General features: G+C 49.8%; 21 protein-coding genes. 5 read left to right on the plus strand and 16 right to left on the minus strand.

Translation table 11 applies throughout. The annotated features are described in order from the left end of the window. Positions 1-3: 3 nt before the first annotated feature. From AC0YOA_RS13715 to AC0YOA_RS13750, 8 genes are all read right to left on the minus strand, one after another. Positions 4-1,029, minus strand: a complete 1,026-nt coding sequence (locus tag AC0YOA_RS13715; protein ID WP_475787051.1) for a LacI family DNA-binding transcriptional regulator — start codon at positions 1,027-1,029, stop codon at positions 4-6. A 57-nt stretch (positions 1,030-1,086) separates the two neighbouring features. Further along, positions 1,087-1,998 carry a carbohydrate ABC transporter permease gene (locus tag AC0YOA_RS13720; protein WP_210040828.1) on the minus strand — a complete coding sequence of 304 codons (912 nt, stop codon included), beginning with the start codon at positions 1,996-1,998 and terminating at the stop codon, positions 1,087-1,089. A gap of 86 nt (positions 1,999-2,084) precedes the next feature. After that, the gene (locus AC0YOA_RS13725) at positions 2,085-3,800 is read right to left on the minus strand and encodes an extracellular solute-binding protein (protein ID WP_475787052.1); all 1,716 of its coding nucleotides are present in this window, start codon (positions 3,798-3,800) and stop codon (positions 2,085-2,087) included. A 49-nt stretch (positions 3,801-3,849) separates the two neighbouring features. Beyond that, positions 3,850-4,809 carry an ABC transporter permease gene (locus AC0YOA_RS13730; RefSeq protein WP_475787053.1) on the minus strand — a complete coding sequence of 320 codons (960 nt, stop codon included), beginning with the start codon at positions 4,807-4,809 and terminating at the stop codon, positions 3,850-3,852. A gap of 259 nt (positions 4,810-5,068) precedes the next feature. Continuing rightward, positions 5,069-6,631 (minus strand): hypothetical protein, encoded by a 1,563-nt coding sequence (locus tag AC0YOA_RS13735; protein ID WP_475787054.1) that lies wholly within the window; start codon positions 6,629-6,631, stop codon positions 5,069-5,071. Positions 6,632-7,052: 421 nt separating this feature from the next. Next, positions 7,053-8,084, minus strand: coding sequence for a Cfr family 23S rRNA (adenine(2503)-C(8))-methyltransferase (locus AC0YOA_RS13740; RefSeq protein WP_475787055.1), 1,032 nt, complete (start codon positions 8,082-8,084; stop codon positions 7,053-7,055). Between the two features lie 341 nt (positions 8,085-8,425). Continuing rightward, on the minus strand, positions 8,426-9,904 hold the full coding sequence (locus tag AC0YOA_RS13745; RefSeq protein WP_475787056.1) for an Lsa family ABC-F type ribosomal protection protein: 1,479 nt from the start codon (positions 9,902-9,904) through the stop codon (positions 8,426-8,428). Between the two features lie 317 nt (positions 9,905-10,221). Next, a complete protein-coding gene (locus AC0YOA_RS13750) occupies positions 10,222-11,208 on the minus strand; it encodes an SMP-30/gluconolactonase/LRE family protein (RefSeq protein ID WP_475787057.1) in 987 nt (328 codons plus the stop codon). Positions 11,209-11,480: 272 nt separating this feature from the next. On the opposite strand from AC0YOA_RS13750, the gene AC0YOA_RS13755 reads away from it, so the two are divergent. Beyond that, the gene (locus AC0YOA_RS13755; protein ID WP_475787058.1) at positions 11,481-11,939 is read left to right on the plus strand and encodes a hypothetical protein; all 459 of its coding nucleotides are present in this window, start codon (positions 11,481-11,483) and stop codon (positions 11,937-11,939) included. Positions 11,940-12,074: 135 nt separating this feature from the next. On the opposite strand, the gene AC0YOA_RS13760 is transcribed toward AC0YOA_RS13755, so the two are convergent. The 5 genes from AC0YOA_RS13760 to AC0YOA_RS13780 all read right to left on the minus strand — a co-directional run bounded on the left by AC0YOA_RS13760 (position 12,075) and on the right by AC0YOA_RS13780 (position 18,012). Continuing rightward, positions 12,075-13,280, minus strand: coding sequence for an S-layer homology domain-containing protein (locus AC0YOA_RS13760; RefSeq protein ID WP_475787059.1), 1,206 nt, complete (start codon positions 13,278-13,280; stop codon positions 12,075-12,077). 325 nt (positions 13,281-13,605) lie between these two features. After that, a complete protein-coding gene (locus AC0YOA_RS13765; protein ID WP_475787060.1) occupies positions 13,606-14,949 on the minus strand; it encodes an FAD-binding oxidoreductase in 1,344 nt (447 codons plus the stop codon). 305 nt (positions 14,950-15,254) lie between these two features. Continuing rightward, positions 15,255-15,638: a VOC family protein gene (locus tag AC0YOA_RS13770; RefSeq protein WP_475787061.1), complete on the minus strand. Its 384-nt coding sequence runs from the start codon at positions 15,636-15,638 to the stop codon at positions 15,255-15,257. Positions 15,639-15,887: 249 nt separating this feature from the next. Further along, a complete protein-coding gene (locus tag AC0YOA_RS13775) occupies positions 15,888-17,402 on the minus strand; it encodes an MDR family MFS transporter (protein WP_475787062.1) in 1,515 nt (504 codons plus the stop codon). Positions 17,403-17,433: 31 nt separating this feature from the next. Then, positions 17,434-18,012, minus strand: coding sequence for a TetR/AcrR family transcriptional regulator (locus tag AC0YOA_RS13780; RefSeq protein WP_210040808.1), 579 nt, complete (start codon positions 18,010-18,012; stop codon positions 17,434-17,436). Positions 18,013-18,316: 304 nt separating this feature from the next. On the opposite strand from AC0YOA_RS13780, the gene spoVB reads away from it, so the two are divergent. Next, positions 18,317-19,867: a stage V sporulation protein B gene (gene spoVB / locus AC0YOA_RS13785; RefSeq protein WP_475787063.1), complete on the plus strand. Its 1,551-nt coding sequence runs from the start codon at positions 18,317-18,319 to the stop codon at positions 19,865-19,867. Between the two features lie 165 nt (positions 19,868-20,032). Here spoVB and AC0YOA_RS13790 read toward each other — a convergent pair whose 3' ends face one another. Continuing rightward, positions 20,033-20,608 (minus strand): TetR/AcrR family transcriptional regulator, encoded by a 576-nt coding sequence (locus AC0YOA_RS13790; protein ID WP_475787064.1) that lies wholly within the window; start codon positions 20,606-20,608, stop codon positions 20,033-20,035. Positions 20,609-20,793: 185 nt separating this feature from the next. Here AC0YOA_RS13790 and AC0YOA_RS13795 point away from each other — a divergent pair, with 185 nt between their 5' ends. Beyond that, positions 20,794-21,255 (plus strand): nuclear transport factor 2 family protein, encoded by a 462-nt coding sequence (locus AC0YOA_RS13795; RefSeq protein ID WP_475787065.1) that lies wholly within the window; start codon positions 20,794-20,796, stop codon positions 21,253-21,255. Positions 21,256-21,410: 155 nt separating this feature from the next. Here the strand turns inward: AC0YOA_RS13795 and AC0YOA_RS13800 are convergent, their stop codons facing one another. After that, positions 21,411-21,785: a PH domain-containing protein gene (locus tag AC0YOA_RS13800; RefSeq protein ID WP_475787066.1), complete on the minus strand. Its 375-nt coding sequence runs from the start codon at positions 21,783-21,785 to the stop codon at positions 21,411-21,413. 289 nt (positions 21,786-22,074) lie between these two features. Between AC0YOA_RS13800 and AC0YOA_RS13805 the strand changes: the two genes are divergently transcribed. Then, positions 22,075-22,890, plus strand: coding sequence for an alpha/beta fold hydrolase (locus tag AC0YOA_RS13805; protein ID WP_475787388.1), 816 nt, complete (start codon positions 22,075-22,077; stop codon positions 22,888-22,890). Continuing rightward, on the plus strand, positions 22,887-23,789 hold the full coding sequence (locus AC0YOA_RS13810) for a DMT family transporter (RefSeq protein WP_475787067.1): 903 nt from the start codon (positions 22,887-22,889) through the stop codon (positions 23,787-23,789). The genes AC0YOA_RS13805 and AC0YOA_RS13810 overlap by 4 nt, the downstream gene beginning before the upstream one ends. A 161-nt stretch (positions 23,790-23,950) precedes the next feature. On the opposite strand, the gene AC0YOA_RS13815 is transcribed toward AC0YOA_RS13810, so the two are convergent. After that, positions 23,951-24,145 carry a hypothetical protein gene (locus tag AC0YOA_RS13815; RefSeq protein WP_475787068.1) on the minus strand — a complete coding sequence of 65 codons (195 nt, stop codon included), beginning with the start codon at positions 24,143-24,145 and terminating at the stop codon, positions 23,951-23,953. Positions 24,146-24,192 lie beyond the last annotated feature (47 nt).

Raw genomic sequence — 24,192 nt, forward strand, 5'->3', positions numbered from 1 at the left:
TTTTCATGTCTCTTGCTGTTTGACGACGGGTCTGCAGCTGTCCCGGACAACCAGGCGGTGCTTTAAAATCAGATCCTTCTTGAAGCCCGTTTGTTGTTGCGTCATGAAATCGATCAGGGAAAGAACCGTCACCTTGCCCATTTCCTCAATCGGCTGCTCCATGGATGACAATCGCGGTCTTACCAGCTCGGTCAATTGAGAACCGTCAAATCCGATCACGGAAATATCGTCAGGGACCGAGAGCAAATGGTCGTTAATACTGTTCATCGCGCCTGCCGCCATATCATCGCTGACCGCGAATACCGCCGTCGGACGGACGCGGCTCGCCAGCAGCTCCTTCATCCGCTCGTAGCCGCTCTGCGGCTTGTAATCGCCGAACCGGATGTAATCGTCCACGATGGGAATATGGTTGTCTTCCAGAGCTTTCCGGTATCCGGCATACCTGCTTTGCCCGGACGTTACGTCCCGCATATCGCCTCCGATAAAAGCAATCCGCTCATGGCCAAGGCCGATCAGATAGCAGGTCGCGTCGTAAGCCGCGCTGTAATCGTCGATTATGACCGACATAAACTTCTGGTCCGCCGGTCGGACGCTGGAAAAAATAACGGGTATATCCAGCTTGTCGAGGAACGCGCGGATCTCGTCGTCCAGCTTCTCGTGCATGATGACGATCCCTTCCACGCGCATTTCCTTGAATATGTTCAAATATTTCAATTCTTTGCCGGTGTCCTCATGAATATCGCATACGAGCAGAAAGTAGCCCGCTTTGCTCGCCGTCTGTTCGACGCTGCTCAGAATGGTGGCGTAGAAGCTCGAAGTCAGATCCGGAACGATGATCCCGATCAGGTTTGTCTTCTGGCGGACAAGGCTTCTGGCGATATGGCTAGGTGAATAGCCCAGCTCGTCAATAACGCGCTGCACCTTTGCTTTCAGATCATCCTTGACATATTTTTCACCGTTCAGCACTCTTGAGACCGTCGTCGTCGATACTCCAGCCTGCTTGGCGACATCCTTGATTTTCGGTTTCAACCCTCTCATCCTTCCCGTCTAAGCACTACTGACAAACAAACTATATTTTACTCCAGATTATTCCTTTATGGAACCAATCATTGCACCTTTGGCAAAATACTTTTGAATAAACGGATACACGCAAATGATAGGCGCAACGACAACCATAATGGTCGCCATCTTGAGCGAATCGCCCGTAAGCTGGATTTTGGCAAGCAGATCCTGTTGATTGGATCCCGCCGCTGTCATCAAATATTCGCGGATCGCATCCTGCTTGGTCAGCATCTCCTGCAGCAGGGTGGATAGCGGCCGGAGATCGGCTTTTCGTACGAAGAAAGAGCCCGTAAACCAATCATTCCAGTGGCCCACCGCCGTAAATAGGGAAATCGTCGCAAGAACCGGCTTGCTGAGGGGCAGGATGATGCGCCAAAATATGCTGAAATCGTTGCAGCCATCAATTCTGGCCGCTTCTTCAAGACTTATGCCGATCTGCTGAAAGAACGTCCGCATAATGATAATATTCCATGCGCTGTACAAGCTGGGGATGACATAAACCCATATTGTATTTGTCAGATGCAGACTGCTGAGCAGCATATAATACGGAATAATTCCACCGGAGAACAGCATGGTGAAGAAAATCATCAGCGTGATAAATCTCACGCCCGGCAGCGTTCTGCTCTTCAGGGCGTATGCCGCCATTGCCGTCAGGAAAACGCCCGCTGCTGTACCCAGCACCGTCCGGAACAGGGAGATGGCAAAAGCCCTGCCGATGTTCGCGGAGGTGAATACCTCCTGGTAGTTCTCAAGCGTCCAGACCCGCGGCCAGAATGAGATGCCTCCGCGTTCCGCATCTTTGCCCGCATTAAAGGAAAGCGCCAGAATGTTGAAGAAAGGAAGCACAATTGACAGGCACAGGAGAATGATCAGCGCGTAATTGACGAACTTGAACAGCTTTTCTCCGGTTGTGAGCTTGTAAAATTCGTTGCCCACGTCTTTCCCTCCTCATGCGATCGGCTGCGTTCCCGGCGTTGCCCGGACAGGAACGCAGCCCTCTTTAGGCTTTTGTGATGAACCGGTTACTGCAAAATGAGCTTTGTTTTCGGATCGGAATCTTTTTGATCCAGCAGCTTCTCGTAATCTTCCAGTCCGGCCGCCTTCAGCTGCTTCGCAGCCGAGTCCATGATCTCCCTGGCTTTATCCATGCTTTTCGCATAGAAAGCGCGGATCATGCTGTCATTGTAGTTGTCCAGCGCCGTCTGCAGATCGGTTCCCGATGGGAATTCGTTGATAAATGAGAGCGGACGGTAGCCGTCGACCACGACCTCCTGTTTCTTCTTCTCGTCATAGCCCCAGTAATCCGCGATTTTATTTTGCGACTCGTAGAGATTTGGCATAACCGACAATCCGTATTCCGCCTCGCCGAAGTCATCGAACCGATTGGCGTCGGTCAAGCCCAGGTACTGCCCCCAGTTGTTACCCGCTCCCTCAAACCCCAAGGCCTTGGCTGCTTCCGGATCCTTTGCCTTCAAGTCGAGAACCTCCTGCTTTACAACCGGATTGCCCTTGGCATCAAGCGTATAGTCTCTGCCTTCAAGGCCGTATTGCCAAAGCAGCTTGCCTTCGCGGCTTGCAAGGAAATCGGCGAAGTCCATCACCTCTTGCGGTTTTTTCGTCGTGCTCGGAATTGCCCATATGAAGGAACCTTCCTTGTACGTCCTTGTCATCTGGAACGGACCGTCGACGTAATTGATCGGTCCAAGCGGAAGATAGGTCATATCTTTATTGAAGTCCAGGTTGTTGTGCATTTCGCTGATGATGCCGAACGACCCGTTGATCGCGCCTTCTGTCGCCTTGCTGCCTTCCATGGCGTAATAATCAGGCGCCATCAGCTTCTCGCCCAGCATCTTCTGAACCAGCTCGATGCGTTTCATCATATAATCGGTCTGGCTTTCGTGAATGATCTTGCCGTCCTTGTCCTTATAAAACTTCTGGTCAACCTTGCCCCAGGTAACATCCCGGAAGAGCGTGCCGACCTCATGGTTGCCATTCCCCCAGTACTGCGGACCGACCGGAATGACCGCCTTTCCGTTTGCATCCTTGAAATTGCCGGCCTTGATTTTCTGTGCCAGCTCGTACACTTGTTCAGTCGTCGTAATCGTGCGCGGGTCGATGCCAAGCGCATCGGCGATATCTTTCCGGATAAAGGGACCGCCGAAAAATTTGAGGCCGTCATGGGGCTCGCCCTTGGCTATGCGCATATGGATGAAGTAGCTCGAGCCATTGAACTCGGGACGGAACATGATTCCATATTTCGTATCCAGCGGCAAGTAATCGTCTTCCAGATAATTCTTGTAAACCTCGGTGTTTTTCATCAGGGGCGTCAGGTCGGTGAGAACGCCTTCCTTGGCTGCCTTCGCAAGGACCGGCATTTCCGGACGGGCACTGTTGTCCAGGTAGGAGACGATAAAATCCGGCAAATCGCCGGAAGCGAATCCGGCAATCATGCCGTCTACCGCGCTGCTCGCATTTACAGCTTCCAGCTTGAGGGTAATGCCGGTCTTCTCTTTGATGACCTTCGCAATGTCCGGATTGATGTCTTTGCTCACATCGTCGCTGTCGATGAACAGCAGTCCCGTTACCGTCCGGTCGGCAATCCATGTCGCCGGCTTTCCGGCATTGTTCTCGGCCGTTGAACCTTCATTGTTTGCCGGCTTTGCCTTGTCCGTACAGCCAGCCAGCAGCATGACGGCCGTCAGCGGCAATGCAATCCATTTGCCCCATTTTGTAAGCATACTCATCCTCTTTTCTGTCATTTTTTTATGATGATTCGGAATGGTATCGCTACCATATCGATTCGTCAAGAAATTTTTTGGAGGCGCGATTGGCCGAAATAACCAGAATCAGTCCGATCAACCCCTGCATGAGACCAACTGCCGTGGCATAGCCGTATTGTCCATTTTGCAGACCAACCCGGATAATATATGTATCGAGGATATCCGCCACTTCCATATTGCCCGGCGTTCTCATGAGATAAATCTGGTCGAAGCCCGCCTGCAGAATGCTGCCCAACCCGAGAATGAACAGGATCGCAATCGTCAGACGTATGCCCGGCAGCGTAATATGCCAGATTTCATGCCATTTGTTGGCTCCATCTATCTTGGCTGCTTCGTACTGCTCCGGGCTGATGCCGGCAATGGCAGCCAGATAAATGATCGAATCCCAGCCGATACTCTGCCAGATATGGCTGCCGAACATGAGCGGATAGAAATAGCTGCTTTCCATCATGAAGAAAGTGCTGCCCTCTCCGCCGAAATACTTGATCACTTCGTTGACAATGCCGGTATCCGGAGCGAACACGCGCTGCATCAAGCCGATCACGATAACCCAGGAAAGGAAATGCGGCAGATAAGCGATGCTCTGCGTGATGCCCCGGAACCGCTTGCTCCGTATTTCGTTGAACATGAGTGCGAGAAGGATGGGAAACGGCAAGCCCAGGAACATTTTGACGCAGCTTATAATAAGGGTGTTGCGGATCAGGGCTCCACTTTGATAGTTGTCGAAGAAGGATTTGAAGTAAGTGAATCCGACCCATGGACTTCCCAGAATCCCCTTATTGAATTGGTACTCCTTGAAGGCCAGAATAACGCCGCCCATCGGGATGTAGGAGAAGATAATGAAGAATGCGATACAAGGCAGCAGCATCAAGTATAAAATTCTATGCTCAAGAATTCGCTTCATCAGCTTTGACTGCATCTTCATCTCCGCTTTGCTTCTGCCCCTAACCGGCAGCTCGGTTTGCATGGTCGATCACCGTCCCTATTTTGGTCTGCCTGGAAATGGTAGCGATTTCATGTTGCTCAATAGCTGCCAGGCTTTTGTGAATCTGTCATAATTCTGATCGAAATCCGTATCCTTCCGTCTCTATCGTTGACTCCCCCAGGATGGGACAAACGCTTTAACCCGTCATGGACAACACCTCCCCAATAAAGTAAATAAACGCAGTCCGACAGGATAGAAGGATACTGGAATCGATACCAAAAAAAGCGGCAGCTGTAAATCTTTAGATTACATCGGCTGTAAGGCTGCGGCTGCGGAAATTGAACACGAATGTTACAACAGTATTCTCACGTTCGATTTCCAGTGTTGACCGGGTTTCCGATCCGCTGCGCGGATAAGTGTCGATCGAATAGAGCTGGGACAGCGTTCCGTATGGCGCTACGGCATATTCGAAGGATCCCCGGAATGGAAAGACGAAGGAGCGTTTATAGATGCCGTCCCCAATGTAGTACATCCGTGTTGTTTCACTGTTGGAGTCATGGTTGATCGCGCCCAGGTGATGCTGGAAGCTGCCGAACAGGATGACGCGGGCAGGCAGCTTGATGCCGGTTTCCGGGTCATAGATGTCCTCGGCTCCATAGGAAGTGTTTGGCAATGGGTTGCCAGCCTTCTGCCGCAGGTCGGTTTCCGATTGCCACAGTCGTTTAATCGTCTCTTCCTGTCCAAAACCGAGCGGACATCCTTCGCCAGGCGTATTCGCCTGATAGCAGCTGCTTGAGCTTTCTTCTCCCGTACCCCAAGCGGTCATCTGAATCCGGCAGCTGCCCAGTGTCCTTCGCACGGGCATTTGCAAATACGCGTTGGTATTGTTCACAGCCGTCCATTTCAGGGCATATTCGAGAAACCGGTTGCGGCTCTCGTCATCCTGTGAAGCAAACCATGAGATCTGATCATAACCCCACCATTCCATCCATGCCCGGCGTTCGTCAGGAATGCCTTCCTTCTCATCGAAGAATTGTCCGCCCCAATTGTCGAGCTCCATTATTACTGGCAATGCATCGCAGCTCCAGCCGCTTGGCGTTAATCCGCCTTCACTGAATCCTTCCTGCACCAGCGCGAGCTTGTCGCCCGGCGTATCGAGGATCGGCATCCGCGAATACGGCATGGAGTGGAAATCGAACAGAAGTCTGCCCTTCACATTCACCCCGTGCGTATGCGCGTCGAGCAGCACAATGCCGCGTCTCGCGTTGGATTTGGCATAGTCCCGTATTTTTTCGAATAACGCGATTGTTTTCGTGAATCCGGTATCCTCGGCGGTGTATAGATGAATCTGTCCCATATGAATGGCCTCGAAACCGGCATCGATATAGCTCGCGGCCCTATAGAAGAACCACAGCCTCGTCTCCTGCTTGTCGATATTCGGAATTCCGCCGTTGTCGTCCCAGACGTATCCATGCGGCTTCCCATCAAATAACATATCTGAAAAACGGAATGTCCGGCGTTCAACCGGCAGCTGGAATGCCTTGAACACCCAGTCCGGTATTTCAATGTTTTCTACCCCTTTGAATATGGCCTCAAAAATGCATGTCTGCAGCATAATGTCCGGATCAACCTCGTGAACGCGTTCCGCCAGTGTCCTGGACTTTCTGAAATGCGCTTCATCATCGGGCTCCAGCGTCCATACACCGGAAGCGCGGCCGAGAAACTTGGCTCCGATGTTCCTGATCATTCTCAAGTCATCGTCCAATGTCTCGCTGTTGACCAGATCTGCGGCCGTAATGGCTCTGGAGAGATATCGTTCCAGAACATCCCGGCTGATACTGCCGTTAAAATTAGAGTGGTTCATAGATGCCTCCGTATTATCGATTTGTTAATCGTCCTATATGGTATCGATACCATATAGAGCAATATAAGAACATTTTACCTTAGATTCAGGTTGAAAAGAAGAGATGGACAGGAAGTTGGTATCGATACCATAAAAGCGTTTTCAGTGGGAATTGATTTTAGTATAGGTCACCTTTATACGCTTGTAAACACTTTTTTTCTCTGCATTTTTACGATGCTTATGATAATTCTGGCATGCGGCTGCCGGGCGAACGGCTACAGTTTGAAAAAAAGCGGACAGCCTTATGCAACATATGTTGCTTTCAGACTATCCGCTGCAGTTTCATCTCTATTTTTCACACATGCAGAACACCCGTCCACAGGACTCTACGGTTGAAACAGCCTTTCATCCTGAAATGGTTTGCAACGAGATTCGGGAAGGATTAATTTGATCCATACAGCTGCCCGCAGGCTGCATTAATATCTGATCCAAATTGGGTTCTGACCGTGACATTGACTCCCCTTGACTTCAGGCTCTGAACGAACTTATTGACACTGTTCCGGTCAGATTGGCTGTAGCTTTGGGGTGTCTCATCGGACGAATTGTACGGTATCAGGTTAACATGATAAAGATGCTCCCATGCCCCCCTTCCCCGCAGCAGCTCAGCAACGGCTTCCGCGTGCTCTGTTGAATCGTTGATTCCCCTGAGCAGTATATACGCAATGTACACCTTTCTTCCCGTATGCCGGATATGATTGTCCAACGCATTCATCACTTCTTGCAATGGGAACCGGTCATTGATGGGCATCAGCCCGCTTCTTTGCTTGTCGAAAGGCGAATGCAGCGAAAAGGTCAGGTTGACCTGCGGGAAGTCCTTCATCAGTCTGTGTATTCCCGGCAGCAGACCGATTGTGGAAACCGTAATTCTGCGATGGCCTAAACCGAATAATTGCGGATCGGTCAGCATTGCAAGCGCATCAAACAGATGCGGATTTGCAAGCGCCTCCCCCATTCCCATAAAAGAGACACTGTCCAGGGCATGGCCATTCAAGTGAAAGTGCAGCAGCTGGTCGGTTATTTCATCGGTTGTCAGATTTCTTTTCAAGCCGATCGTGCCTGTAGCACAGAAGCTGCAGCCAAACCCGCATCCACATTGGGAGGATATGCAATACGATTCCCAACCGCGTTTATAACTTAACCGGACTGCTTCGATACGCTCGCCGCCGGCTATACCGAACAAAATCTTGCTGACCTGGTTTGACGATTTCTCGATTAACGGCGTGACGCTGGATACCTGATTTCCAAGCTCACGGATCAATTCGTCACGCAAAAGCTTGGGTATCATGGTCATGTGCTCAAATTCACCGATTCTTTGCTTGAAAATAGCGTCAGTAATTTGAAGATATCTGTAACCCGGCTGTTTCAGGGCGGCGATTATTTGCTGAATCTTTTCATATTTTGATTTTGGCTTCATTATTTTCTCCCTCTTGCACGGAGAAAAAGCGCAAAAAAGCACCAGCAAACCGGTGTTTTTGCGCTTTACATTAACCAGACTATACGACTAAAAACACCAGGCGAATATGGATGTCATCGCGTAGTGAATCTATATATAGAAGGATAAAGCTCCGGTAACTGCATCGTTATTTTGTGAACCATGTCAACGATCATGTTAAATGACAGGTCCACATAAACATCTACAACCTCAATCATCGCGTTCATCCTCCTTTAGTAGTTGCATTGACTAAATACGTCAACCCAACATGAATTCTTACCATAGTCAAGCTTCAAATAAACATAACGCCAATCCAAATCACATTAGAGTTCAATGGTTTTTGTAGCAATATTTTTGCAAAATTCACTGTCATGCTCCACAAAAAGAATGGTTGGCGAGTACTCAAGCAGCAGCTCTTCAATTTGCATGCGGGAAATAATATCAATAAAATTAAGCGGTTCATCCCAAATATGCAAATGAACCTTCTCACAAAGACTTTTGGCAATCAGCACTTTCTTTTTTTGGCCGCCGCTAAAAGCGGAAATATCCTTTTCAAATTGAACCCGGGAAAAATCAAGCTTTCTTAAAATCGATTTAAAAAGGCTCTCCTCAATCCCGTTCCTGGCAGCATAATCAGATAAATTGCCCTGTAGATGGGATGTGTCCTGTGAAACGTAAGATATTTTCAGCTGACTGCCCTTTCTGAAAGTACCCGTATAGTTGATATCCTCACCGTAAACAAGCTTGATAATGCTTGATTTTCCGGAACCGTTTTTACCTGAAAGCGCAATTCGGTCGCCCTGCTCAATCGTAAAGCTTATATCGGCGCAAACCATCTTCTCACCGTAGTAGATCGATACATTTTCAAGCTCAGCAAGCTGGTTTTTGTGAAATGCAAGCTGCGAAATCTTTAAGCTCTCCGAGCCTTCGATATTTTTAAGAAGCTTGGACTTTTCATCAATGGCAGATTGCTGCCTTTGCTCCATCGATTTGGATCGTTTCATCATTTTAGCAGCCTTGTGGCCAATATACCCTTTATCCACCTTGGAACCGGAATTTCGTGTTCCGTTTTTTGTCTTCTCCACTTCATGTGACCAATTGCCCGTTCGTTTGGCGGATTCTGACAAGTGCTTGATGTCTTTTTTCAGTTTATCGTTCTCTGCAAGCTCAAAGTTATCCTGCCGCTTTTTATTTTCCCACCAATCGGAGAAATTCCCTTTTTGAATTTCTACGTTGGTTTTATTGATCGACAGTATATGGTCCACGCAGTTATCAAGAAATGATCTGTCGTGAGAAACCAGAATAAATCCGCTTTTGGTTTTGAGATAATCACTGACAAGTTTTCTTGCATCCATGTCAAGATGATTAGTTGGCTCATCAATTAACAGGAAACTGTTTTCCTTAAGGAACAATGCAGCCAGCAGCACTTTCGTTTGTTCTCCGCTCGATAGTGAATCGAAGGGCCGGTATAAAACATCCTCAGAAACCTTCAGCAAGGAAAGCTCACGCATTAACTCCCAGTGTAGATAATCCGGAAAAATGTCGTTGATTACATCAAGGGTATTGTTTTCCTTGTTTTGGACATGGAATGGAAAATATTCAAAACTGACATTAGCAGAAATATTTCCGCTGTATTCATATTTGCCAAGCAGCAAGTGAAGAAAAGTCGTCTTGCCTCTTCCGTTTCGTCCCGTAAACCCTAATTTCCAATCGGTATCGATTTGAAAATTGACGTTTTCAAATATGTTATCGTAGCTGCCATCATATGCGAACGTCAGGTTGGTAACATTTATTAATGACATGAAATACATCCTCCTGTATACAAAAATAAAGAGCCGCAAGAAAGTTACTTCTCGCAGCTCAAATAAATACAGTTAATCCAACCCCCTGTGGAGGTAGATAAGGATATATTGTTTGAGTGAAAAGAATGTAACTTTCTTGCCCATAAAAAATAAAACATGCGCAAAATACCGCTTTTATTGTTTTATTATTTGATATGGTTAGCAAGAAATATTACATTATTCTTTTCAACTCCAATCACTAAATTACAGGTATCTTATCATACCCATTTTTCGATTTCAATAAATAAATCATGGGCATTAGCGATTTGTACCCCATGTTATTTCCTTTTTAGATCAATTTGGGCAATCGAAGCACCGATTCCCGGTTGATTGGGCGAATTGGTTCCACGGTCGACGTCAAAATTGCTTGCGTATAAGGTACGCCCCACAAAATGAAGGCTCGCCGGGAACTCCAAGGGTCCATTATTGTTGTTGGACGTAATTTCCGTTACTTTGCCCGACCGCGATATTTTTACAATCGCATTCCGTTCATTGGCTGCGACATACAGCGCGTCATGCGGACCAAAAGCAATGCCGTCTGCTCCGTAAAGCAAAGGACTTTTCGCAAACCGTTCAACTTCTCCGAAAGCACCGTCCTTGCCAATCCTGACACGATTAATTTCACCTGAGCTGGTGTTGGAAATGTACAATCGCCCGTCCCGGCCGAAAGCCAGTCCGTTGACCACGATTGGCTGCTCCGGTCTCTCTGCCGTAATTCCGCTCGCCCAAACAGTGCGTTCACCTTCAGGAGTCACAACATAGATATTGCCGGTAGCTCCGCCGCTGACGTATAAATTCCCTTTCCGGTCAAACGCCAGCCCGTTTGCACCGTCTACACCTTCTGTGAACGTTTCCACTTTATCCGGACTGAACGGTCCTTTTTTCAGATTCTCTGAAGACACGCGGAGAATAACCCCGCCTTGTCCTGCTCCTCCACCGCTTGCCATATACAGATTTCCTTTTTTATCGAATGTCATGCCTGTAGCCTGTCTTGGCAGAACCGTCAGCGTTTCCGTTGTGCCTTTGCCCGGCATGATCCGCAATAATTTCCTGGAATCCAGGTCAATGGTATAAAGTCGTCCTTTCTTATCCCCGGTAAGCCCTTCAATTCTCATCCCTGCCGCACTGGCCGGATCCAGATCTGCTGCAATGGACACTTTAACCTTATCCTGCCTGTTTTGCCCGCCGGAAGCAAAAATTGCGGAATTTAGCGACACCAACCCTATCAACGCCACCACCAATACCACCATGACCTTTTTACGCACTTCCATCATCTCCTCCTTCAAAATGAGAGTTAAAATCCTGATTACCATTTTACCCGATATCCATAAATATGAAACGAAAGCCGCAATCAATCACATATTCTTGAAAAACAGGGTTATGGATGATCTCCGCTGCCGTCTCTCCCTGACATCCTCTCGATCCGTACCAGCAACACATCTTAGTGGACCGTATGACCGCTTCCCAAGTCATGGATAAAGCCGCTTGTTTCGAGTATATTATGAGGAAACCTAATACATGAGAAGGTGGATAAACAATGACTTTAACCAAATTGCCCCCGAAAGAGAAAATTCATGAAGCATATAGTGCGATTGCAGATCGCAGAGTCATAATTGAAGGAAATTCGGCCCGGGTATCATCATCCGATCATACCAAAATATACACCGTACAATGGGACAACGAAGTTTATTCATCTAATGACAGTGCTTCCTATTGGCAAGGATACCCTGGTTATCCGATCCTTGCTGTTTTAATGCTTCAAGGTAAACTGTCTCTTCATGCAGCCACTGCAGGGTATTTCAAGGGGATCAATTGGAAACAACTGAATGCCGAGCATAAAGCAAATTATGCTGCTGCGGTTTCGGTCATTATGGAGGATCTTCGGCAGAAAGGAGTGGATGGCACTGCGATTCAGGATGAAGTTGAGAAAGTATACAGTGAGTTAAAAGAAGTAGACATCCGAACGAAACGAAGCTCAGCCCGTCCGCCACAATGACAGGCAAGAGAGACATTCTAATCATGTATAGAGACTTGCTTCATGTAATTGGATGGAAGAAGCTCCCCGCGCATGCAGACAGGCAAGCTGAGGAGCTATTATAATAACGAACCGCCGTAAAGCAAAAATGTCCTGCTACACGACTTTAATAGAGGTTACAAGACCGTTGGTAAGGGTAAGCTCGACTGATTGTCCCAATTTCAGCAGAGCCGGGTTCCCGACAATAACGACATCACGAGAGACGTTCAGCACAATCGCTGACGTACTGTTGTTCGCGTTCTTGGTGATCGACAGAGTGGTAATCTTACCTTTATCATTTAGTGCGATCGAATTATATTCCCCTGTTTCAGTTGTTACAATGGGTTGGACCGCCGTTTTGGTCACTTCAATAAATACGGCTTTGTTCAAGTAAGTACGGACGAGCACTTCATCGCCTGCGGCCATAGCCGACGGTGCCGACTTCACATCATGACGGAATATGAACACGCCCGGGTCGAGCGGGATCGTCACTTCCGTATTGTCCGGCTTTACGATTACGATCGAGCCGTTGGCTGGAGCCGCTTTCAACTTTCCGGTAATGGCTTGTCCATCGTTGTCCGGCAGCTGTGCGTCCGTACGGTCCAGCAGCGCAGCAAGCTCCCCGCGCGTGACCGGTTGGTCGGGGCGGAACGTATTGTTATTGTAGCCTGTGATGAGGCCCTTCTCCAATGCAACGGCAACATAGCCCACTGAAGCAGCCGGGATTTTATCCGCATCCTTGAAAGACAGCTGCGTATTTACTTTCGCTTTCGCGTCCGCTTCCAGACCCAGCGCTTTCACAAGCAGCGTCGCTGCAAATAACCGCGTTGCAGGCTTGTCCGCCTGAACAACCTCATCCGTTTCGGAGAACAAGTCTTTCTCCAGCGCCACGGCTACATAGCCGACAGCCCAAGGATATTTGCGGGCCAGCTGATCCGCGTCCTTGAAATTCAGCTTTGTGCTCATTTCCGCTTGGGATTCGGCTTGTTCACGCAGCCCCATCAACCGGACTGCCGCAACGATCGACTCTATGCGGGATATGCTTTGCTGCGGTTTGAACGTACCATCGTCATAGCCGTTGAAGACCCCTTTGGACGCAAGGCGGATAATATGCTCGAAAGCCCATTTAAGCTCCTTCTCGTCCTTAAAGTTCAATTGAATATCGATGTCGGCTTTCTTGCCATGACTTTCCGCTTTTCCATGGTCGTCGTTATTATTATGTCCTTTGTCTCTGCCGTCTGCAAACGCGCCAGTTGCGCCGCCAGCAAGTGTTAGTAACGCCACCGATGCAGCTACTGCCCTCTTCAACATTGCTTGTTTCATCGTGTTGCCACTCTCCTTTACGATTTGCGGACCAGGCCGCTTCTGCTTTCGCATATAACGTTCGGGAGTGGTCAAGGGATTTTGGGGGGTGGTCGCATAAACTTAAATGGAATTGTCCGCTGAGTTACATCCGCTGGAGTGTGACTGATTTAACCTTGTAATGCCTGAAATCCATTTGGATAACGACGCTTCACTCTTGTTGCCAAAGCAAAAACACCTCCAAAGTTGTCCCCCGCATCTTACGACATGGGCTGATTCTCTTGAAGGTGTTTTAAATTTGTTTCACGTCAGGGAGTCGGCCCCAACTGGCAAAATAGTCCTATGCTCAGCGAGCCGGGGGAATGCTTTGCGGATTATTGAACACATTTTTAGGGTCATATTTAGCTTTTACTCTCCGTAATCTCGGGAAGTTCGCCCCATAGTAAACCGGACCGGAATTTTTAATCCCCTGGTCTGGAACGTTAATATATGACCCTACGATGTAAGGCGCAAGCTTCCGGCGCGTATTGCGAACGACGGCAATATTTTTAGCAGCTTGGGATGGCTTGATCCATGAGCTGTTCCACTCAACGTAAAATTTCGCTTTACGCCAGTAGAATGCCGTAGCTCTAGGCGCCACACGGCTTACGGCTCCGCCCCAGTTGAGGAAGAAGAATCCCGCGTCTTTGCCTTCTACCTGCTCTAAAAACTGGCGCATGGACTTGATGGCCTTATCCGGGAACGGACGCCGGCCGAAACCGCTGGAGAACTGGTTGCTTTCCCTTTGCGTAAGGACAGGATCTGGAGGCAGCAGGAAGTCCACGACTTTCGGGTAGGGTAATAAACGAATGAGTTTGCTCGTTGTCGTTCCGACGCTCGTCATGGGCTTTAATAGGCGGATGGCCTCCGTTTTGGATCCAAGGAACAGACCCTCCATGCTGACATTGCCGCCTTTTTTCGGACCGATCGTTAATTCGCTGCCCAGCCTGGTATTGACGCAAGGCGCCCATTTTTGCCAGGCTTTGAGTACCTCCTCAAATTGCTCCCATGGCCAGGTGATACGATATACAGTAGCCTTGTCCGGAGCGGGATGCACTCTGAATTTGTACCTGGTGTATACGCCAAAATTGCCGCCGCCTCCCCCTTTGGAAGCCCATAGGAGATCGGCGTTGCGTTTTTTGCTGGCACGAATAACCCTTCCCTTCGCGTCAACCATTTCGAGTCCAATCAGATTATCGCTGACGAGGCCAACCGTCCGTTGAAGCGGCCCGATTCCTCCGCCGAGCGTGATCCCGCCGATCCCAACGGAAGGGCTGTCTCCGAAAGGAGCTATATAACCTTGCGGCGCAAGCGTTTTAGCGATTCTTCCCACTGTATTGCCCGATCCAACAATTGCAGTGCTCTTTTTTTTGTTTAGCGTAATTTTCTTCATTTCACTTACATCGATGACAAGGCCTCCGTTGACCTGTGAAAGATTGACTTCCAGCGAATGTCTTCCGCTTCTCGGCCGAATGGGGACATTATTCTCGCGGCCCCATTTTATGGCGTTTGCCACATCCTGTGTTCTTTGAGCAAAAACAAATACTTTGGGGAATCTGTTCGTATGGGGGTCCCAATTCTTGCGTGCCACTTCATAGCCCGGGTCTCCTTTAAAGATAACTCTCCCGGTAAGCTTCGTTTTGGATTTCACTTATCCAACTCCCTTTGAGCAATTTATTTCACTGTATCCAAACAATAGTGACCATATAACGTATGAAGGACATCAGTCTAAGGAGTGGGCTGATTTAGAATATTACGGATATAAGGTTGGTCGAAATTATGTTTTATTCATCGAAGTAAACGTTAAACAGCCCCCACCATGCGGACATGATGAGGGCTGATGCTATCCAATCGCTGTTGTTTCAGTAAGCGGTAAGCTAAAGGCAGCTCCGGTAGCCGCGGAAGCCGCTTGTCAAGTGCTTCGGAACCGCTTGGTCCATCAAGATTGGTGAAGAATTAAATTCCTCCATTAAGTTCAATCAGGTTCCCGGCAGGGTCACGAAAGTAGGCAACACGATGACCCCATTCAGGCGTGTCATGTGGTTCCTTAACAACTTCAACATTTCTGCTCTTTAATTGATTGTATACTGCGTCAACGTCATCCACTCTGAAAATGATGGCAACCTGATCATGGGCGCTGAACTCATGGGGCCTGCGCATGTCCTTGACGGGTTCGCTTCCCATCCGGGGCTCTAATGCGACATTGATGTCCCCCGTCCGAAACTCGGCATACGGAGTGTCTTCATTTCCATGGAGGACTTCGAGTCCAATGATGTCTCTGTAAAACAAAAAACACTCTGGAACATTCGGCACTAATAAGCGTACATGTGAAACTTTCAAGTTATTCCCTCCTAAGAACATATTGTTCATGCCAGATACGTTCGGATAACACAAAACCTGAGCAGATTTCATTATTTCCCCTTTGCTATCAGAATAACATGCTGCCGGAACAAGGATTTCTTATAGATTGCGGTGTTTTGGATGCGAATCTTCAGACTCTTGCTCAAACCGCCTCGCCGCCAAGCGTGGACGGGAACGAAGCAGTATGAGAAAAACCAGTCATATGGACGGCGCTCAACATGGCGGTCCTTAAGCCTGGACGGCAGCCGCCTGCTGCTCCGTCTCGGGCTGAGGCGTCAGCACTTCCCGCTTCATGAACCAGCAGATCAGGAAAGCGCCTGCGGCGAATACCGCTCCGATCAGGAACATCTCTTGAAACGCCTCCGCGAACACCGTCTTGATGCTCAGCACCAGATCGGCCGGCAAGCCTTGCGGGATGCCACCGTTCATGATGGAAGCCGCGGAACCGGCCGGGAATTGGTTCGACATTCCGGCAATACCGTCGTGAATATGACGGGAGAGCATACTTCCGAAGATGCTGAAGCCGAGGGTCGCGCCGAGCGATTGAAACAGCTGCACCGTTGCGACGCCTACGCCGGTATGCTCCTTGTCGACGGTCTCCTGCACAATCAGGTTGTCGCTTCCGAAGAGGACGCCGATGCCAAGACCCAGGACGAAGAAGGCGACAAGGATATAGATGACGGTCGTTTCGACATCGATACGCGAGAGAATGAGATATCCGGCGATCGGCAAAATAAAGGATACGATGAACAAATACTTATAAGCAACACGCGTGATGAGGAATCCACACAGGACGCTCATTGGAATGGCGCCGGCCATGAAGGCGAGCGACAAGTAACCGGAAGCCGTCGGGGTCAGGCCCATGACGTTCTGCGCGAAGAACGGGAATCCCGACATTCCGCCCATGACGCCGAGCATCGTAACGAACACGATCAGCGACAGCACGACAACGGAACGGTTGCGGAACAGCTGCAGCGGAATGATCGGCTCAGCAGCTCTCGCTTCGATGCGGACAAACAACAGGATGAACAATGCGGATAGCACGAGCAGGCCGATCACGACGGGAGACGACCAGGCATAGCCTTTGACGTCGATCAGAACCGGGGCGAACAGCAGCGACAAGATCGCGAATACGAGCGTCGTTGCGCCGGCCCAGTCGATCTGCTTCTTCTTGGGGCTGACCGATTCGCGCAGCCCCTTGGCAACGAAGAACGCCGCAATAAGGCCGACCGGAATGTTAATCAAAAAGATCCAGTGCCAATCAATATGGCTGACGAAATAACCGCCGATCGTCGGTCCGATCAGCTGCGGCAGGATCAGCATCGGCCCTACGAGGCTCTGTACCTTCGCGCGCTGTTCCAGCGGAAAGGAATCGCCAATGATGATCATCGCGAGCGGCATCAAGCCGCCGGCGCCAATCCCCTGCACGCATCTTCCGAGCAGCAGCATCGTCATGGATTGGGATAAACCGCAAATGATGGAACCGGCCATGAACATCGCGACGCACATGAGATAAATTCGTTTGCGGCCGTACAGGTCGGCCAGTTTGCCGAAAATCGGCATGAAGACCGTTATGGACAGCATGTAAATGCCGGCTACCCAGCCGAACAGCGACAAGCCGTGCAGTTCACGGATAATCGTCGGCAGCGCGGTCGATACCGCCGTCTGGTCCAGCTCCGAGAAGACGAGACCGAGCAGCAGCCCGATCATGATAAAGCTTTTGTTCGTGGATTCATTAATCAACTGGATTTCACCGCTTTCTTCGATGTTAAGCTTACTTGAGGAGCAGCCGGATCATGAAATCAGGCGTGGGACGCCGATAGCCTTCCAGGTTATCGGAACGTATATTCATCAACCCGGATAGCGTGCTCAAATACCACATACTCAGCTCGCCCGGGTCACCGTCGATGAACTCCCCGTTCTCCTGCCCTGACTTGATGATGGGTGCCAACGCGACTATCATCGCAAGAGGATCGTAATCTGACATCAGCTTCGCCACTTCGTCCGGTACATCGCGGGCTGTCATCACCTGCTGCATCAGGATGAAGGCATGGTTGTCTTCCTGCAGAATTTCCTGGGCCATCATACGGATCTTGTCCGTAGGCGTACCCGGCATCGTTCCGACAAGCGCGAACGCTTCCTTGGCGCCTTCCACCGCAGATTCGACGAGCTCGGCCAGAATCTCATCCTTGGATTTGAAATACCGGTAGGACAGCCCGTCGCTGATTTTGGCTTCCTTGGCAATCATGCTCATTTTTGTACCGATCAAGCCGTGCTGGGCAAATACCTTCAGTGCCGCCTTCTTAATCTGCTCCCTGCGTTCGTCGCGAATATGTTCCGAATCGATGGTCATGCGCCTTCCTCCCCTTCACTTTAATTTGAGTGAATAATTCATTCATTCACTTTGTGAACTTATCTTATTCATTTTCGGGACCAATGTCAATCCTTTTTTTCGCATAAACATATTTCAGATTGATTCGGTCGTTCCGCCTCTGGAAGCGCGCCATGCTGATGATTTTCTTGTGCAGCCGCACCGTAGTCGGTTATTATGGATAACCGGTATCCAGGCAATAAAGCCTGTCCGCCACCAGCTCGTTCGCATGCTTTCCCGAATGATGAATACATTTAAGTATTCGATAATCAGGAGGAACCAAGCTATGGCACAACCGGGGCAAACATTCATGAGAGGTACGCTGGTGTTATCTGTTGCTGCTTTTATCAACCGTATTCTCGGCTTTATCAGCGGCATGTATGTCGCTCGCGTATTGGGCGCGGAGGGAATCGGTCTCTTGATGATGGCACATCCTCTCGTGCCGCTCGTCATAACCATTACGGAGCTCGGCTTGCCGGTGGCGATCTCAAAGCTGGTCGCGGAGGCCAGCGCCCGCAATGAGCGTGTGAAAGTAAGACGCATCCTGCATGTCTCGCTCGCTGTCACCGGCGTCTTGAGCGTGGCGCTTACGACCATCTCGTTTCTGGGCTCCGAGTGGATCGCATCCATCCTGCTGAGCGACCAGCGCGCCTATTACGCGATGCTTGCGATCACGCCGATCGCGCCGATTGTCGCCGTCTCCGCGGTGCTGAAGGGATACTTCCGCGGCATGCAGGAGATGAAGACCATCGCCGCTTCCGATGTGCTGGAGCATACGGTTCAGATCGCCTGTGTACTGGCCATGGTGCATCTGCTGCTGCCCTATGGCATTGCGTATGCGGCTGCGGGCGCAATGGCCGCCTCTGTCGTCAGCGAAGCGATCAGCCTCTTATTCCTGATGACCAGCTACAAGCTATACGGTGAATCGAAGGCTAGGGGCGAGACCTGGGGAAGCCACCTGAAGCAAGGTAGAAGCACACTTTCCGAGCTGCTGAAGATCGGCCTGCCAACGACAGGACATGGCGTTATTCAATCGCTATTCGGCGCATTCCAGCCGCTGCTCATTACAACAAGCCTGGCGATGGCCGGTATTGGCACGGTGCTCGCCACCAAGCAATTCGGCATGCTGGCCGGATATGCCTTTCCGCTTCTGTTCATGCCGAGCTTTATTACGCAATCCCTGTCCACCGCGCTCGTACCGGCCATTGGCGAGGCAGCCGCGAATAAGAACGGTCTGCTTATTCATGAACGGATGAATCAGGCGCTGGGCCTGGGACTTCTGATCGGTGCGCCGGCGACCGTTATTCTGTTTGAATGGGCAACTCCGCTCACGACGCTCGTCTATAATGCGCCGGAAGCGGGATTGCTGCTGAAAATTCTGGCGCCGATGTTTTTCCTGCATTATTTCGACGCACCGCTGCATGCAATCCTGCTCGGACTCGGCCGTGCGAATGCAACACTGTGGAATTTCGTCGTAGCCACCGTATTCAAGGCAGTCTCCATTTTCGTATTCGGCAGCCAATTCGGCATCATCGGCGTCACTTACGGCATCGGCATCGGCATCATCATGCAAACGCTGCTGAACTTCTTATCAATTTCAAGCTCGATCGGATTTTATTGGAGCATCCAGCCCTATATCAAGGCTGGCCTCTCCATGGTGCTGATGGCGTTATGCGGGCGCTGGACCTTCGACTATCTGACCCACCAGGAGCTGCCGCTGTTATGGAGCGTAATAGGCTCAATTGCCGCTTCTCTGCTTCTTTACTTCGCTGCGCTCTTGTTGATGGATACGTTGAAGTGGAAATACACACGGGGTACGATTTCGATTCCGCGGTAAGCGGTTTGTAACATGGCAAGGTACAGCGACAGTGTTGGAAGGAGCGGGACTCTCAGGCTGCGGCGTGATTCCCGCTCCTCTCTTCCGGTTCTCGCATCCATTTCCCGTATATTCAAAAAACTTCCGTCACTAAAAGACAGAAAAGCCGCCTGCTCAAAGAAAATGCTAATGAGCGCCGCCGGGAATGCACTTCGAAACCCGCTCGGCGAGGCCGGCGACAGTACGTCCGAAGATCAGGTCATCCTTGAGCGCTCTGGCAAGAATTAAACCTCCCTGGATTCCGCCAACCGCCTCCTCCGATACAATCGCGGCGGTTTCGCACGTGGTTCCCGCCCGTACTAGAGCTGCACACAAGGCGTCGATCCATCTTTTGAAATATTGACTAATGACCGCGGCGAAGCGGTCTCTGGTCTCGTCGAGGGCAAAAGCGCCCACCAGACAAATCCGCTTTCCAGAATTAAAATATGCTTCGACCTCCAGCCACATTTCTGGAATAGCCTGGTGAGGATCATGTTGTTCGAGAGGCTCAAACACCTTGCTTACGAACCATGCATCAACATGCGCAAGAATCTCGGCCGCCATTTCCTCCTTCCCCCCCGGAAAGAAGTAATACAGGCTTCCTTTCGAAAGTCCGGTTCTTGCCGTGATTTTGCTCATGGATGCGCCTTCGTATCCGAGCTCCCGAAAAACCTCGGCAATAAGCGGAACCACATCGGTCTTCTCGAAAACGGTACGAGTCATAGATTATTCCCCTCTTTATTCGAATTGTTCCAGTATAGACTGATCGGTTTAGAGATGCAAGGGTTCCTTTCGCCTATCCCCCAACGGATCTTCCGCCATATCCAATGGCAGAAAATGAAAACAGTTGCTTTTTATAAACCGATCGGTCTATACTAGGACAATCATATTATTTAAGGAGTGATTATATGGCTGCTCTTGTACCGCCATTCACGCGGGAAACCGCGATGGCTAAAGTTCGCTTGGCTGAAGATGGCTGGAATAGCCGGGATCCGGAGCGTGTGTCAATGGCTTATTCGGAAGATAGCCGCTGGCGGAATCGTGCCCAGTTTCCTGTCGGCCGGGCCGAGATCGTCGCGTTTCTCTCACAAAAGTGGGCCAGGGAGCTGGAATACCGGCTGATCAAAGAGCTTTGGGCATTCACCGATGATCGAATCGCGGTCAGATTCGCGTACGAATGGCATGACGACAGCGGACAATGGTTCCGCTCCTATGGGAACGAGAATTGGGAGTTCGATGCTCACGGTCTGATGAAGCGAAGATTTGCGTCGATCAATGACTTGCCCATTCAAGAGTCTGAACGAAAATTTCACTGGCCTCCCGGCCGCCGGCCTGAAGGGCATCCCGGTCTCTCCGATCTTGGCCTGTGACACACCGGGCGATAGCGGTATCCATGACTTGTATGTCAAATCAATCTGGTTTGTCACGTTCAGCCAAATGCAGGAATTCGGTATTAAAAAAAAAGCTTGCCTCCTCCACAGGACGCAAGCTTTTTGCTCGAATTTCTGTTTCAGCGTTTATGAATCTACTTCTTGCTATCCTTCCTGCTGATCGAAATCCAATCTGCCAATTGTTGGATGTCTGACTCTGGCGCGTAGCGTAAAGTAAACTTGGCAGCTCCTCTTCTTCCCGCAGCAAGAGCGATTTTCATATTCGCAAGCTTTCTTTGTTCCTGAAACGGCTTCTGTGACATTTGGATCCATTGAATGCGGCGTTTCGGTATAAGCGCCTGATGGAGCGAGAAACCTCCATATCGAACCGCAATATGCCCGTTAGCGACCGACCAACCCATCTGTCTGTAAGCCATTTGCTCCGTCAACAAAATTACGGCCGGGAGCAGGAGCGTTAGCCGGCCAAGGCTTCCCGGAATCCAAATAATCGCCGGAACGGCAGCAATCAAGCAGCAAAGCGCCCGGCGTAAAAACAAAATAGCGCCATGCCCTCAGCTGAAGTCACCTCCATGCTTCCGGCAGCGTGAAAGATGGAATAAACCTCTTCAATACATCGGCGGCTTCTCCGCTTCGGACAATCCGGAAGCCAGAAAAACCTCCTTGACCTTGAATCGCCAATTCCGGTTAGCGGTCATTTTTTATATTAATGACAAGACTTGTCACTATTGCGAGCTACAATTGGAATCAAGCCCGGCATACGCGGGCTGGCGGTCAAAAACATAAAAGGAGACATTCATGATGATTTCACATCAAACAATCGGCATTAGAAAATATTTCAAATCAGGTGGTATGAAGCTTTCCTATCTTGATTTTGGTGGAGAGGGTCAAAAAATACTGCTGATGCTGCATGGACATATGGGAAATGCCAGAGAATTTTCCACACTGGCATTCAGATTCGACGATTGGCGGGTAGTCGCCCTGGACCAGCGCGGCCATGGCTGGAGCGAGCATCCCGCTGACAAAGATTACACAAGAGAAAGCTATGCAGCGGATATCTATAACCTGATTCGCCAGGAATTGGGCGGAACGCCTGTAACCCTGCTCGGTCATTCGCTGGGCGGAGTTAACGCTTATCAGTTTGCTGCCCTGTATCCTGAACTGGTCCATGCAGTTGTTGTAGAGGACATCGGCGTCGAATTAAACCATGATATATCTTTTGTAGTCAAGCTCCCGGAGCGTTCCGCTTCGCTGCAGCAGCTGAGAGAAGCACTTGTCCGTACAGGATTCAAGGCAGTCGATTACTTTTCCGAGAGTGCGTTTGAGGATGAATCAGGCTGGGGATTCCGCTTTGATATTAAGGGGATGGCCATTTCGACCCAAAGCATGAATGGAATCTGGTGGGAGGATTGGCTGGCTTCCACTTGTCCTATTTTGCTCGTTCATGGTAAAAAAAGCTGGGCTCTCCGACTGGAAGAAGCGGAGCGCATGGTGTCACGAAGACCTCATACCAGACTGGAGGTTTTTGAGGAATGCGGTCATGGTGTCCACTCTGATGACGTCAACGGTTTTTATCAGGCCGTAAAGAATTTTTTGGACGAGCTGCCTCTGGAATGAAACAAATAAAAATATACTTGATGTTAGCCGGTTTTGCGGTCTTCACGGGACCCTCTTTTAATCTTGCGAAATATACGGTAGGTTATTTTTCTCCATTCTCTGCCGCCGCATGGCGCTTTGGGTTTGCCGCTGCGGCCTTGCTGATTATTTTATTCGTTACGGAAGGTATTGATAAACGTCAGATAAAGCGCAATGCCTTCTGGTATATCGTGCTTGGGGTTGTTGGAATTTTTGGATTCAGCACTTTATTTTTTGTAGGGCTCCAGTATACATCCTCTGTCAATGGTGCGCTAATTATGGCGCTGAATCCTTTACTGACCACTATTTTAGCCCGGATTATTTTAAAAGACAGGATTACCAAAAAACAGGCGGCCGGTATATACCTGGCATTTATTGGTGTATTGTTAGTCGTTGTGAACGGATCTGCCGATACGATCAAGACGTTGTCGTTTTCAATCGGAGATGTAATCATTTTTGGCGGAAACTTGTGCTGGACCTTTTACGGCGTATTTGGACGTCGACAAATTCAGGATGGAAGTCCCTTATCCACAACCACGTATACGATGATCATTGGCGCTGTATGTTTAATCGCGGCTTCTCTGTTCACGACTGGCCCTGTAACGCTGCCTGACATTCCGCTCGGGGCTTGGGGAGCAATCTTATTTATGGCCTTTTTCACCAGCGTATTGGGCTATCTGTGGTGGAACAAAGGGATGAAGAAAATCGGGGCAAGCCAAACATCTCTATTTTTCAATCTCGTCCCTGTCGTAACCATGATTGTTTCGTTTGCTGCTGGCATTTCTGTATCCGTTATCCAAATATCTGGAGCAGTTTTGGTGATACTCGGGGTACTGACGGCTTCAGGGGTATTTCATAAGCAGCGGCATCCACAGACATGAAAGGAATGTCCGGAGATGGACTGCCGCTGCCACCATTTCACGATCACGCTTCCGGACTATTCCGGACCGACCTCCCCACTGCCGTAACGGTCCCGATTCGTAAATGATGTCCTGCCAACCTCCCAGATAAGGATCCGCATAATGAGCGAGCCTGCCATTACTCAGATCTCTCCGCGCAGCAACTCCAATCCGGATCCGGTTCTCATCAGCAGGATGATATTCAGCGGCTTATAAATGAGACCCCAGATATCCGTACCCTTGCCGACAAGGACGACGGCTTTCAACCATTCATTTTCCAGACTGACCGCTTGAAGGCCCGCGATAATGTCTTCTAAAGCTTCGCATCCTCCCCGCATGATGACCTACACCTCCATTCCGCTCACATCGTGTCTGGCTGCCAAAT

The organism is Paenibacillus sp. JT22N12 (genome assembly GCF_056269365.1).